The sequence below is a fragment of the Pedobacter sp. KACC 23697 genome (assembly GCF_045348445.1).
Classification (GTDB): Bacteria; Bacteroidota; Bacteroidia; order Sphingobacteriales; family Sphingobacteriaceae; genus Pedobacter.
The window spans coordinates 912,706-925,772 of sequence record NZ_CP157485.1 but is presented as its reverse complement, the minus strand read 5'-3'; the positions used below and the strand labels follow the sequence as shown (position 1 = coordinate 925,772).

General features: G+C 37.8%; 14 protein-coding genes. 7 read left to right on the top strand and 7 right to left on the bottom strand.

Annotation, left to right across the window (positions count from 1 at the left end; translation table 11 throughout):
* Positions 1–171 precede the first annotated feature (171 nt).
* The 5 genes from ABEG20_RS03900 (at position 172) to murA (ending at position 4,895) form a co-directional block, all read left to right on the top strand.
* Positions 172–774 carry a DUF4254 domain-containing protein gene (locus tag ABEG20_RS03900; RefSeq protein ID WP_406826080.1) on the top strand — a complete coding sequence of 201 codons (603 nt, stop codon included), beginning with the start codon at positions 172–174 and terminating at the stop codon, positions 772–774.
* Positions 775–858: 84 nt separating this feature from the next.
* Positions 859–1,890, top strand: coding sequence for a glycosyltransferase family 9 protein (locus ABEG20_RS03895; protein WP_406826079.1), 1,032 nt, complete (start codon positions 859–861; stop codon positions 1,888–1,890).
* A complete protein-coding gene (locus tag ABEG20_RS03890) occupies positions 1,883–2,380 on the top strand; it encodes a SixA phosphatase family protein (RefSeq protein WP_406826078.1) in 498 nt (165 codons plus the stop codon). Before ABEG20_RS03895 ends, ABEG20_RS03890 begins: the two co-directional genes overlap by 8 nt.
* Positions 2,381–2,786: 406 nt before the next feature.
* Positions 2,787–3,476 carry a DUF4290 domain-containing protein gene (locus tag ABEG20_RS03885; RefSeq protein WP_406826077.1) on the top strand — a complete coding sequence of 230 codons (690 nt, stop codon included), beginning with the start codon at positions 2,787–2,789 and terminating at the stop codon, positions 3,474–3,476.
* Between the two features lie 93 nt (positions 3,477–3,569).
* A complete protein-coding gene (murA, locus tag ABEG20_RS03880; RefSeq protein ID WP_406826076.1) occupies positions 3,570–4,895 on the top strand; it encodes a UDP-N-acetylglucosamine 1-carboxyvinyltransferase in 1,326 nt (441 codons plus the stop codon).
* 434 nt (positions 4,896–5,329) lie between these two features.
* Here the strand turns inward: murA and ABEG20_RS03875 are convergent, their stop codons facing one another.
* From ABEG20_RS03875 to ABEG20_RS03845, 7 genes are all read right to left on the bottom strand, one after another.
* Entirely contained in the window at positions 5,330–6,691 is a 1,362-nt protein-coding gene (locus ABEG20_RS03875; RefSeq protein WP_406826075.1) for a pyridoxal-phosphate dependent enzyme, read from the bottom strand.
* Positions 6,692–6,905: 214 nt separating this feature from the next.
* The gene (gene dprA / locus ABEG20_RS03870) at positions 6,906–8,000 is read right to left on the bottom strand and encodes a DNA-processing protein DprA (protein WP_406826074.1); all 1,095 of its coding nucleotides are present in this window, start codon (positions 7,998–8,000) and stop codon (positions 6,906–6,908) included.
* Positions 8,001–8,051: 51 nt separating this feature from the next.
* Positions 8,052–8,318 (bottom strand): hypothetical protein, encoded by a 267-nt coding sequence (locus tag ABEG20_RS03865; RefSeq protein WP_132401083.1) that lies wholly within the window; start codon positions 8,316–8,318, stop codon positions 8,052–8,054.
* A 145-nt stretch (positions 8,319–8,463) separates the two neighbouring features.
* Positions 8,464–9,954, bottom strand: coding sequence for a S41 family peptidase (locus tag ABEG20_RS03860; RefSeq protein WP_406826073.1), 1,491 nt, complete (start codon positions 9,952–9,954; stop codon positions 8,464–8,466).
* Positions 9,955–9,956: 2 nt separating this feature from the next.
* Complete coding sequence (locus tag ABEG20_RS03855; protein ID WP_406826072.1) at positions 9,957–10,565, bottom strand: HAD family hydrolase; 609 nt, start codon at positions 10,563–10,565, stop codon at positions 9,957–9,959.
* 1 nt (position 10,566) lies between these two features.
* A complete protein-coding gene (locus tag ABEG20_RS03850) occupies positions 10,567–11,046 on the bottom strand; it encodes a hypothetical protein (protein ID WP_406826071.1) in 480 nt (159 codons plus the stop codon).
* A gap of 73 nt (positions 11,047–11,119) precedes the next feature.
* Positions 11,120–11,770 (bottom strand): ABC transporter ATP-binding protein, encoded by a 651-nt coding sequence (locus ABEG20_RS03845; RefSeq protein ID WP_406826070.1) that lies wholly within the window; start codon positions 11,768–11,770, stop codon positions 11,120–11,122.
* Positions 11,771–12,099: 329 nt separating this feature from the next.
* On the opposite strand from ABEG20_RS03845, the gene ABEG20_RS03840 reads away from it, so the two are divergent.
* The gene (locus ABEG20_RS03840; RefSeq protein WP_406826069.1) at positions 12,100–12,735 is read left to right on the top strand and encodes a hypothetical protein; all 636 of its coding nucleotides are present in this window, start codon (positions 12,100–12,102) and stop codon (positions 12,733–12,735) included.
* Between the two features lie 2 nt (positions 12,736–12,737).
* Entirely contained in the window at positions 12,738–13,034 is a 297-nt protein-coding gene (locus ABEG20_RS03835) for a transcriptional regulator (RefSeq protein WP_090982174.1), read from the top strand.
* Positions 13,035–13,067: the final 33 nt, after the last annotated feature.

Below are 13,067 nucleotides of genomic sequence, written 5' to 3'. Positions count from 1 at the left end.
GGTTAGCGGTTAGCGGTTAGCGGTTAGCGGTTAGCGGTTAGCGGTAAAACAGCGCTTAAATTAGCTTGTTTTAAGTTTTACAAAAGAAATCTGTGTAATCAAACCGCAAGTATGCTTCAACTACGCCCGGCAAGACAATAACCATAAGGAATCTTTTAATATCTTTGCCCCATGATCAGTGAAATTGCCAACCGCATATTTAATCAGGTTATTACAGACTACCACAAGTTTGATGATATTGACCATCCGGTTGAAAACCCTTACGATGCCGAAAGTTTAGAGCATCTTTTTTACATCAAAAACTGGATTGATACCGCTCAATGGCACATGGAAGATGTGGTCCGCAATCCGCAGATTGATCCTGTTGAAGGGTTGAGCTGGAAAAGACGTATCGACGCACAAAACCAGGTGCGTACCGATATGGTTGAGTTTATAGATGGCTATTTTTTAAATCTTTACCAGGGAATTACGGCGCTGCCTGATGCAAAAATCAATACAGAAAGTCCGGCATGGGCAATTGACAGGCTTTCTATACTAGCCCTTAAAATTTACCATATGCAGGAAGAGGCTGAACGCGAAAGTGCATCGGCCGAGCACCGTGAACAATGCCAGACTAAACTCCATATATTGTTATCGCAACGCGATGATCTTTCAGCCAGCATTGATGAATTATTGGCCGATATTGAGGCTGGTAAGAAATACATGAAGGTATATAAACAGATGAAAATGTACAACGATCCGAGTTTAAATCCGGTTTTGTATAAAAAAGGTTAAAGACTAAAGCGAAAAGTAAAGAATAATTACGCTTAAAGACACGAAGAAAAACCTGGTGATTTTGTGTCTTTGTGGTAAAAAAGCATGACATATACTCAAAAAATCATCGTTTTACGTTTTTCGGCTATGGGCGATGTGGCCATGGTAGCCTCTGTTTTACAAGAATTTTCTAAGCAGCACCCATCGACCGAACTCATCGTGGTCAGCCGGCCAGCTTTTAAACCCTTTTTCGATCATATTCCCCATCTGATCTTCCATCCTATCCAGCCAAAAACCATTCATAAAGGCATTAATGGATTATATAAACTTTATCAGGAACTCCGCAGCTATAAGCCAAGTGCAATAGCCGATTTACATGATAATTTAAGGAGCAGGGCAATTTCTACCTTTTTTCGTTTAGCCGGAACGAAAATAAGGCGGATTAACAAGGGAAGGGCTGAGAAAAAGGCATTAACCCGTGCTCACAATAAGATTTTTAAACCACTCAGAAAAACTGTAGAGCGTTATGCTGATGTTTTCCGCCAATTGGGCTTTAACGTTAAGCTAAGTCATAAAATCAATACATCACAGCAGGAAATTCCAGCAAATGCTCAGGATTTATTTGCTGATAAAGCCACAAAAAAAATAGGCATTTCCCCCTTTGCTCAGCATGTTTATAAAGTATATGCTTTAGAAAAAATGGAAGAAGTAGTGGCCTCACTAGGCAGATTGGGTTATGAAATTTTTATATTTGGTGGTGGCAAAAAGGAACAGGAAATAGCCGAAAAATGGGCTAATGCGAATAAAAACACCCATAATTTAATCGGAAACTTTAATTTAACGGAAGAGCTTGCCATTATTTCGAACTTGGATTTAATGTTGAGCATGGACTCATCTGGCATGCATATGGCATCACTTGTTGGTATACCTGTGGTATCTGTTTGGGGGCCAACACATCCTTATGCCGGCTTTTTAGGATACGGACAATTGGAAAACGACTGTATTCAGATCGATCATCCGGCAAGACCAAATTCTATTTATGGAAACAAACCCTGCCTTTGCGGTGTTGAAAACTGTATAGACTTAATTAAGCCTGAAACAATTGTAGATAAAATTAAAGAGAAACTAAATGGCTAAGCAATTACTTCTGGTCCGCCATGGCAAATCGGACTGGGGAAATTTAGATTTAAAAGATTTCGATCGACCGTTAAATAAACGCGGCAAGGAAAACGCACCTAAAATGGCTGAAAGATTGATTAACCGCGGTTTTAAAATCGACCTGATGGTGAGCAGTCCGGCAAAAAGAGCTAAATCTACAGCCAAATACTTTGCAGAAGCCTATAATACAGACCACATTCAGTTCGAAGAATCTATTTACGAGGCGAATACAACCCATTTACTTAAAGTCGTTAATGGTCTGAATAATGGTGCAGATCATGTTGTCATGTTTGGTCATAACCCCGGTTTTACAGATTTCGCGAATCAGTTATGCGATGCCGACATTTACAACATTCCAACTGCAGGCATGGTATTAATTTCATTCCCTTTTGATTCCTGGCAAATGGTGAGTAAAGGAACCGGAGAACTGGTATTTTTTGATTATCCGAAAAATAGTGATGAAGTTTAAGGCTTTTATCATTATTGATTAAGGTTAACTTATATTCTGGTGCTGGCAAAGTTTCTCAAACGAACACAACATACAATTAAATATACCCGGTAATAGCGGCATCGCCCGATTTAAGCACTATTTTTTGTTTTTTTTATGAAGTGCTTGCTTGTTTTAAAGGTTCATCGGGATTAGAGCTGATAACGGGAATGAAAAGACCAAGAATTACAGAACAAACATTTCCAGTAAATCACTGAATTAAATTATCACAATTTCGATAAGCAGATCACAAATCAAATAATTTCATTACCTTTGACTATATAAAACGAAAATCTGGCAATAGACATTTCGGTGAATTCATAACCTAAACTCCTCTGGTTATTTCATAATTCGTATCGCCAGAAAATTACCAATTAATTATCTGAACATGAATTTTGACTATAATACTACGCGTAGCCATTTAATTTTATCTGAATATGGCCGCAACGTACAAAACATGGTGAAGTATATCTGCGAATTACCCACCATTGAAGAACGTAATAAATATGCCCAGGCGGTAATTGACCTGATGGGATTTTTGCAACCACATTTGCGTGATGTTGCCGATTTTAAACATAAACTTTGGGATCACCTACATATTATTTCTGGTTACCAGATTGATGTTGATAGCCCATATCCAAAGCCATTAATCGAAAATGCTTACATTAAACCAGCGCCCCTGGCCTATCCTCAACAAAGAATTACTTACAAACACTACGGTAAAACGGTTGAAAATCTGATCGAAAAAGCCATGCTCGAAGAAAATGCCGAAATTAAAAAGGCAATGGTGCAGAGCATTGCTAATTTTATGAAAATGGCTTATGTAACCTGGAATAAAGATAATGTGAGCGATGATACTATTATTAAAGATCTGAAATACCTTTCCGGCGGATTGTTATCACTTGATGAAGGTGTTAACCTGGCTAAAGTTGAATTTAGAGCGCAAAATCCTCGTCAGAGCAATAACAACAATAACCGGGGAAGAAACAACAATAACAACAACAACGGAAAAAACCGTCAAAACAACAACAACAATAATAACCGTCAACGCAACAACAACAATAAACCTAAATATTAAAGAAAAGGTAAAAGGGTGAAAGTAAAAAGGTGTGAAGCTAAATATCTGCCTCATCTTTATACTTGCTTACTGATACTAATTACTAGAACATATATGAACGCATTTGAAATAACAGGCGGAATTAAATTAAAAGGCGAAATCACTCCCCAAGGTGCCAAAAACGAAGCATTACAGATTTTATCTGCAGTATTGCTTACCGAAGAAAAAGTAACCATCAGTAATATTCCAGATATTAAAGATGTAAATAAACTGATTGAGTTATTGGGCGATTTGGGCGTTATTGTTGAACGCATTAATAAAGACACCTATACCTTCGAAGCCAAAAACATCGATTTAAATTTCTTTGAATCTGATACTTTTAAAGCCAAAGGTGGTGGTTTACGTGGTTCGATTATGATTGTAGGACCATTATTGGCACGTTTTGGTAAAGCGGCTATCCCGAAACCGGGTGGCGATAAAATTGGCCGTAGAAGATTGGATACCCACTTTATCGGTTTCGAAAAATTGGGTGCAAAATTCGTTTACGATAGCAAAAAGGCTTTCTTTAATGTTGATGCCACCAATTTACAAGGTGCTTATATTCTATTGGATGAAGCATCGGTAACGGGAACAGCAAATATTGTAATGGCCGCTGTTTTGGCTAAAGGTACCACTACCATTTACAATGCCGCCTGCGAACCATATTTACAACAACTTTGTAAGATGCTTAACCGTATGGGCGCCAAAATTTCGGGTATTGGCTCAAACCTGCTTACCATTGAAGGCGTTAAAGTATTGGGTGGAACGGAGCACAGAATGCTACCTGATATGATCGAAATTGGCTCTTTCATCGGTATGGCCGCGATGACTGAATCGGAAATTACCATTAAAGATGTTTGTTACGATGAGCTTGGCGTAATACCGGAGGTTTTCAAAAAACTGGGTATTAAACTGGAGCGCCGTGGCGACGATATTTATGTACCCTCTCAAAAACACTACGAAATCGACACCTTTATTGATGGTTCGATTTTAACCATTGCCGATTCGCCTTGGCCAGGTTTTACGCCTGATTTGTTGAGTATCGTGTTGGTTGTAGCCACACAGGCAAAAGGAAACGTGCTCATTCACCAGAAAATGTTCGAGAGCCGCTTATTCTTCGTGGATAAACTGATTGATATGGGCGCACAGATTATCCTTTGCGATCCGCACCGCGCTACGGTTAACGGTATTGATAAAAAATATAAACTTCGCGGCATTAGTATGACTTCTCCTGACATCAGGGCCGGCGTTTCCTTATTAATTGCAGCTTTATCAGCAGAAGGTAAATCGACCATCTATAACATCGAACAGATTGAGCGTGGTTACCAGGATATCGACACCCGTTTACGTGCCTTAGGGGCGCAGATTAAACGTGTAAATGCTGATGCTCCGAGTCATTAAGGTATAAGCAGAAAGACCAAAGCTTAAAGCGAAAATAGCATAATACAAAAAACGCCAGCATAGAAATTATACTGGCGTTTTTTATTTTGATCACTTTTTAAGGGGAATCGTCATGCTGAATTTATTTCAGCATCTATCAGTTATTAACATTAAGAAGGCTTTCTCATAAATATAGAATTGTCATCCTGAGCTTGTCGAAGGAACTCTTTTAAATGTCTTACAAGGCATTTCGACGGGCTCAATGTGACAAATTTAAGTGGATTACAATTTATAAGACAGCTTCAACGACCATAGGGACTGCATCTGGATCAGCATTTCCCTGCTATAAAGATCCTGAAACAAGTTCAGGAAGACACGATCGCTCGAATTAATCCACTTTCCGTCTCACATCAGACACCTCACCTCATCCATCTCACATCATCCATCTTACATTATTACCCTGATATCGCGTTTATAATATCGTATTGTGTGATAATTTCAATCTTACCGGTTTCATCCTCAACCAATACTGCTGAATTTTCTTTATTGATCAGTGAAGAAATTTTATCAATAGAAGTATTCAGGTCCACAAATGGGAAAGTAGCTGTCATGATTTCTGAAATCGGCGCTGATTTCAATCCCGGATTTTCCAATAAAGCACTTAAAATATCACTTTCGGCAATTTTACCTACAATCATTCCTTGCTGCGTTACCGGAATCTGAGAAATATTCATCGATTTAATGGTGTTAATGGCTTCAAGCACCGATTTTTGTGCATCAAGGGTTACAATCTCTGTGCTTTCTTTTTTAGACAAAATTGATTTTGCGGTTAGTTTTTCGTCTTGTAAAAATCCACGTTCACGTAACCAATCTTCATTGTACATTTTGCCCATGTAACGGCTGCCATGGTCATGGAAAATAACCACGACTACATCTTCTGGCTTTAGTTTATCTTTTAACTGAATTAAACCTCCAATGGCAGCACCGGCAGAGTTGCCCACAAAAATACCCTCTTTACGGGCAATATCGCGTGTCATCAATGCTGCATCTTTATCGGTAACCTTTTCGAATAAATCGATCACATCAAAATTTACATTTGCCGGAAGAAAATCTTCGCCAATGCCTTCGGTGATGTAAGGATAAATCTCATCCTTATCAAAAATGCCGGTCTCTTTATATTTTTTGAAAACCGAGCCATAGGTATCAATTCCCCAGATTTTAATATCCGGGTTCTTTTCTTTCAGGTATTTCCCCGTTCCGGAAATGGTTCCACCTGTACCTACCCCAACCACCAAATGTGTAATTTTACCTTCTGTTTGTGCCCATATCTCCGGACCAGTTTGCTCATAATGCGCCTGTGAGTTAGCTAAATTATCATATTGATTGGGTTTCCATGAATTTGGAACCTCGCGTTCTAAACGCGAAGAAACCGAATAATACGAACGTGGATCTTCCGGTTCAACGTTTGTGGGACAAACGATTACCTCGGCGCCAAAAGCACGTAAAGCATCTACCTTCTCTTTAGATTGTTTATCAGTGGTGGTAAAAATACATTTGTAACCTTTAATAATGGCAGCCATGGCCAGGCCCATTCCGGTATTTCCTGATGTTCCTTCAATAATGGTTCCGCCTGGTTTTAGCTTACCGCTTTTCTCGGCGTCTTCAATCATTTTAACCGCCATACGGTCTTTAATTGAATTACCCGGATTGGTTGTCTCTATTTTTGCCAGGATTGTTCCCGGAACTCCTTTTGTTATCGTATTTAATTTAACCAAAGGTGTATTGCCGATAGTTTCTAAAATATTATTGTACCACATGCTACAAAATTAATAAAAGGCATTAAGTATTTTACGAACTATATTTTATTTGAAACATAATTTCGAAAATAAAAATTTAAAAAAATTTAATTTCATAATCTATAATTATGATAGGTATTATAGATTGATTATTAGGCAAAATGCAATTTCGACAGTAGATTCGTCCTTTCGACTGCGGTGAAACGGAATAGCGAAATCTAATATCCATTCCTCATCATCCCAACCTGTAAATCTTCCCTGGCAGCGAAACAATAAAACCCTGCATCTCTAAGGTCAGGATTACAATGGCCAGTTTACTTTGCGGCATATTCAACTGAAGTGAGAGTTCATCTATAGAAAGCTGACCGTTTTGCAGGGCATCTATAACCCTTTGCTCGTTGGGGGTAAGACTTAACTGCAAAGTGGTTTGCTGGCTATTTTGTTTAACCTTTACTTCTTCATCCCAACCCAGGTAATAAATCAAGTCGTTGGCATTAGTAATTAATCCGGCCCTATTGGTCTTGATCAGGAAGTTACAGCCTTCAGAAAAAACATCATTTGTTCTACCAGGAAAAGCATATACATCTTTATTGTAAGAATTTGCTATTTCTGCAGTAATGAGTGCCCCTCCTTTTATTGAGGCTTCAACTACTACCGTAGCATCTGCAATACCAGCAATAATGCGGTTTCTTTGTGGAAAATTAGACCGGTCGGGATTAGTCAGGATTGGAAACTCGGTGAGCAGGCCTCCATTTAAAACCATTTTCTGCGCAACCGTTTTATGAATTTTTGGATACATCCGGTCTAAACCATGCCCCAGCACCCCAACAGTAGGGATATGATTCTCCAGACACTCTTTATGGGTGGTTACATCAATACCATAGGCCAGGCCGCTCACAATCAAAACATGGTATGGTGCTAAAACTTTGCACAATTCTTTACAAAGGTTTTTTCCATAGTTTGTTGCATTACGGGTTCCAACAATGCTGATGATACGTTGCTGGTTAAAATCAACCGTACCTTTAGCATAAAGCAGTATAGGCGAATCGATGCAGTTCTTTAACCTTTTAGGATATTTCTCGTCTGAAAAAAACAATACTTCTATCCCATGTTTTTCAATAAAATCCAATTCTTGCCTGGCTCTTATCAGCGCATCGGTACCACGAATAGCTTCGATTGTTTTTTCTCCGATACCCGGAACCTGCAAGAGTTGCTTTTTATTTGCCGAAAATATATTTTCGGCACTTCCACAGTAGGCAAGCAGGTTTTTGGCCGTTACCGGACCAATAGACTTAATAAAAGTTAAGGCAATTTTGTGTAGCGTGCTCATAATTTAATAAGGTTAAATAAATTCGGGATGATTTATTTCCTTAAAGCAAGCTTAAAAATCGATATCTATTAAACTTTTTAACGGAATATGAATATTGTTTTTTAGCTGTATGTATTTCTCTGTTACTGCCCAAACAGTTGTATCAACACGCTTTGGGCCGATGGTGGTATTAAAAGTAATAACGGCTTTTGATTTAAACTCATTACCTAACCTTTGCGCTTCATCAAGTTTGGTTTGCAGCTCATGGGAGTGATCTTCCTTTGCATTAATGATATTTAAATAACTGATATGTTCCTTTTCTACAATTTCTATTGGCATGGGTCTCTTTAACGATTAATGTTAAACAAGCTTATCAATTTTTTACAAAAAAAGCAATACTTATTTACTCAAATATTGTCATAAGCAGATAAAAAAGGCCAGATTTGAAATACAAAACCGGCCCTTTTGGTAAATTATCAATTCATTATTTAAATCTCAGTTTTCTGGTTTCAACCATACCTTTAAATTCGTGGTCGAGTTTTTCATTTGCAGCATCAAACCGGGCTCTTGCAGCTCCGGAAGTGCTGCTTAGCTTATTATCGTTAACAAGTGCTGTAAAATTATTATTTGCAGAATAGTATAAAGCCTGTGCTAACATTTTTTCAGATGGATCCCCGAAATCTTTAGATAAATCATCTGCTACTTCTTTGTCAACAGTCATACCCGAAAAATAATCACCCTGATCTAATTGATTCTTAGTCTGGAACTGTGGAATATACAGGTCGTTTTTATCAATCCTGATAGAGAAAAAGCCAACGGGTTTGCCATAGGTGGTTTTACCAATTAGTTTAACATCAATAACAGGTTTTAAATTATTGATCAATAACTCGCTGGCTGAAGCGGTACCACCTGTAACTAAAAAGTAAACCCTCGTTAAACCATTTAAACTACCTCTTTTAGCAAAATTTTCCTGGTTACCCGCTGCCGGAGTTGGCTTATATGAATAATCAGCGTAAGAATAAAGCCTGGTTACGCCATCACTTCCTTTGGCATAAAACTTCTGGTTCTGTAAAATAGTTGCGGCTCCATCCTGCATGGTCTTGGTCCAGTAGGTGGTATACATTACTTTCCCATTTTGTGAAGGTGGTGCAATCAGGTTTGTAAATGTTTCGGACGTAGCTACCGAGCCGCCGCCATTATACCTTAAATCTACAATAAGTTCAGTTACGCCATCTGTGGAGAATTTTGAAAACGCGGCATCCAAATCAGGTACCGAATTGGTGGTAAAGCTGTTAAAAACAATATACCCTACTTTTTTCGCATTTACCGTATAAGTATTGGCATATAATATTGGATTTATGTTGTAGGTACCACGGGTAACAGTAATATCGCTTGAAATTTTATTTTTTTCTATCGTTAAGGTAACAGAGGCATTATCTCCAAAAATGGCATTGTTCAAATAGTCTAATTCTGCTGATGAAGCTCTCGAAACGGCCCTTCCATTTACCTTTTTTATTTTATTCCCTCTGGCTAAACCTGCTGCAGCTGCCGGAGAGCCAGCATATACATATTTAACACGAAGTGTATCCGTATTGCCTTCAAAATTGGCAGAGAAACCATAATCACCACCTACCCCGCCAAGTTGACTGGCAACGCTCCCATCATCAATGAAAGAATATTTATCCTTTCCTCCCGTACTAGGCAAAGCTTTAATGGCATTTAAAACCGCATTATTCGAAGTATATTGCCTCGGATTAAAAGAAGCGTAACTTGGCATCCCTACATTCCAAAAGTAAGTTTGCTGTGCATACAGGTAAATCGAATCTTTGGTCAACTCTTCCCTGGTTCCTGAAGCACCTTGCGGAACAGTATTGGCATCGGTATCGTTCGTCGATTTTTTACACGATGTTGTAAGCCCAATTACAATGATCAAAACAAACCAAAATGTGTTTTGCACAATAAATTTTCTAAGCATATTTATTTGTAAATTTCTAGTGACACAATATACGGCAAATTAATTAATTTAGATTGTTGCTCATCAAAATTATTCGCACCAACAACTAACGTCTGCTTAGGCGATAAATTGTTGCTGTTTAGTATGTTCTGAAAAATTTCTGCTTTAGGTTGGTCAAGTTCATCAACAAAATATACGGTAAGATATTGCTCCAGCCCATTCCACTCTGTTTGCTTAATTTTATTAAGTTGTTGCTCCGGATTACCAGCTGTTACAATAAAGATCTGTTTACGGTTTACAACCAGCTCCTGCATAAACTCAAGCATATTTTTAAAAAGCAGCAGCTTAAGCGGCAAACGGGCGTTTAAATGCAGGAGATCGAAATTGTATTTATATTTTTCATCAATCCCAAATTGCTTAGCTGTTTTTTCAAAAAGCATATCCGCTCCGTTATTTTCATATTCAGCCTGCATAAAATTGATTATGGGCTGCGCATTTTTTTGTTCCGTATATTCTATAAACTGTGCAAAAAGATAATAAACCTGTAACAGATAGTCTTTTTCAGGAAAAAGCACATTGTCTAACTCAAAAATGACAGCTTGTTTGTCTGTAACATATTGATACGCATCCATATTAAATTGTAAAAAGTTTTAGATCATTAGTATGGCTATAGCCAAAAACGCCATTCAGATTTGAAGATCCATTTTGAGGAAAAAGATGCTCTTCGGTTGAAAAAATCCGGTCACCATGAATAAACACCGCGAAATTTTGATGAATAACCTTTTCTGCAGTTAAGTAGTCGGCAATTACATCAGCATTGGGCAAAAGCACCTGGATTCCATACTCCCCAAAAAGCACAGCAGATTTAGCCAGCGGCACAACTTCATACTCGTGCAGAGGAATAATACAATCTATGGCTTCTGTAATGCAAAAATTTAGTAGAATATGAGCAATGCTATCTTTATTGAGCAGCCCTAATGATGAAAAGGCATAGTTTTCAGTAACTATCGCCGGTACATCACCATAATCGGCCAGTAGCACAAAATGGTTAGGGAACGCTTTTATCAGCTTCAAAGCCCTGGCATTGTTCCCCCCTGTGATCAGTATTTTCAAGATATAATAATTGAATAAATAATTTATTGATTAATGAATGTTTAAGTGATTGAATTAGAGAATGGTCATGACTTTATACAATCAAACCGTCTTTCATGCTCACTACACGGTCGCTGGTTTTCGCCAGGTGTTCGTTGTGCGTAACAATGACAAACGTTTGCTGGAAATTATCGCGCAAAGTCACAAACAGCTGGTGCAATCCTGCTGCATTTTCAGAGTCTAAATTACCTGAAGGTTCATCAGCCAATATAATTGACGGATTATTGATCAGCGCTCTGGCAATGGCCACCCTTTGTTGTTCCCCGCCAGACAATTGATTGGGCTTATGCTGCGCCCTATCTTTAAGTCCAAACAGATCTAACAGTTCAAGCGCCCTATTTTCAGCCTGCTTTTTACTGGTTTTAGCTATAAATGCAGGGATACAGATATTTTCTATAGCACTAAATTCTGGCAATAAATGATGGAACTGGAATACAAAACCTATATTCTGATTTCTGAAAGTACTCAACAAGTCGCCATTTAATTGATTTATAACTGTACCTTTTAATTCTACAGATCCTTCATCAGGCTTATCCAGTGTACCTAGAATATGTAACAAAGTACTTTTACCTGCACCAGATGGCCCAATAATACTTACGATCTCCCCTTTTTGTACTTCAAAATTTACCCCTTTTAAAATTTGCAGATTTCCGTACGATTTTCTTATTCCAGTGGCTTTTAGCATGGTTCAAATTTAGCAAAATGGTTTGTTAGTTCAATAGTTTATTGCCCAATGGTTTATGGGTTCATGATTACTGGTCTAATAGTTATATCGTTTATCGATTCATGAATAATTGCCTAATTTTTGATTAGCTCAAACCGACAATGGCTCAATAGCTATAAAAATTGATTATTGGCTAATGAATAAACCAATTCGTCTCCTTCAATTCAAACTATCAAACATGAAATATGTGTCCATTAACCAACTACTAACTACCATTAACCAATAAAAAACAAAAAAGATTTGGAGATATCAATTTTCTATTTAACTTTGAAAAACAAAGTACTTTTAAAATGAATACTCCGGAAGAACAATTAAATACCTTAAAAGATATCAGAAATATGATGGATAGGTCATCAAGATTTATTTCTTTGAGTGGTTTATCGGGTGTTTTTGCTGGTGTAATTGCCCTAATCGGTGCTTATTTTGCAAACGATGAAATTAATAAATTCATCAGTAAAAGGGGTTATGGCTATGGCGTAGATGGAGAAATGGACCTGGAATTTAACCTGATCAAACTGGGTATCTTTGTTTTAGTAATTGCCCTAGCTGGCGGTGTTTTATTTACCTATAGAAAAAGTCAGAAAAACAATCTTCCCATCTGGGATAAAACTTCTAAATCACTTTTGATTAACTTATTTATTCCTTTGTTTGCCGGAGGATTATTTATTATCGCTTTATTAACTAACCACCCTAATACCTCTAGTATCATCGCACCCAGCTGCCTGATTTTTTATGGCTTAGCATTGATTAATGCCAGTAAATTTACTTACAGTGATATCCGCTATTTAGGCTTTTGCGAAGTAATATTAGGCTTAATCTGTATGTTTTATACGGGTTATGGGTTAATTTTCTGGGCTTTGGGCTTTGGCTTGCTACACATAGTTTATGGTCTTTTAATGTATTTTAAATATGAGAGAGGTCAGTAAGAATGAAAAACCCGATAGCAGATTTAAATAAAATATTCGATAGCCGGATCAGGTTAGGTGTCATGTCTATGCTGGTGGTAAATAATGAAATTGGCTTTAACGACTTAAAGCAAATGCTGGAATTAACTGATGGCAACCTGGCCTCCCACCTGAATACTTTGGAACAGGCCGAATTTATTAAAGTACACAAAGGTTTTATTGGTCGCAAAACCAGCACCACCTACTCCATTACCGAATTGGGCAGGCAAGCTTTTAAGGCGCATTTAGATGCGCTAGAAAAAATGATCAGGAAACTATAAACATTTTTTTTTACCAATCACTTTGAAATTCAA

Coding starts and splice junctions, on each gene's coding strand:
- ABEG20_RS03900 (WP_406826080.1), top strand. CDS start 172: ATGATCAGTGAAATTGCCAACCGCATATTTAATCAGGTTATTACAGAC.
- ABEG20_RS03840 (WP_406826069.1), top strand. CDS start 12,100: ATGAATACTCCGGAAGAACAATTAAATACCTTAAAAGATATCAGAAAT.
- ABEG20_RS03860 (WP_406826073.1), bottom strand. CDS start 9,954: ATGCTTAGAAAATTTATTGTGCAAAACACATTTTGGTTTGTTTTGATC.
- murA (WP_406826076.1), top strand. CDS start 3,570: ATGAACGCATTTGAAATAACAGGCGGAATTAAATTAAAAGGCGAAATC.
- ABEG20_RS03875 (WP_406826075.1), bottom strand. CDS start 6,691: ATGTGGTACAATAATATTTTAGAAACTATCGGCAATACACCTTTGGTT.
- ABEG20_RS03835 (WP_090982174.1), top strand. CDS start 12,738: ATGAAAAACCCGATAGCAGATTTAAATAAAATATTCGATAGCCGGATC.
- ABEG20_RS03855 (WP_406826072.1), bottom strand. CDS start 10,565: ATGGATGCGTATCAATATGTTACAGACAAACAAGCTGTCATTTTTGAG.
- ABEG20_RS03885 (WP_406826077.1), top strand. CDS start 2,787: ATGAATTTTGACTATAATACTACGCGTAGCCATTTAATTTTATCTGAA.
- ABEG20_RS03895 (WP_406826079.1), top strand. CDS start 859: ATGACATATACTCAAAAAATCATCGTTTTACGTTTTTCGGCTATGGGC.
- ABEG20_RS03865 (WP_132401083.1), bottom strand. CDS start 8,318: ATGCCAATAGAAATTGTAGAAAAGGAACATATCAGTTATTTAAATATC.
- ABEG20_RS03890 (WP_406826078.1), top strand. CDS start 1,883: ATGGCTAAGCAATTACTTCTGGTCCGCCATGGCAAATCGGACTGGGGA.
- ABEG20_RS03845 (WP_406826070.1), bottom strand. CDS start 11,770: ATGCTAAAAGCCACTGGAATAAGAAAATCGTACGGAAATCTGCAAATT.
- dprA (WP_406826074.1), bottom strand. CDS start 8,000: ATGAGCACGCTACACAAAATTGCCTTAACTTTTATTAAGTCTATTGGT.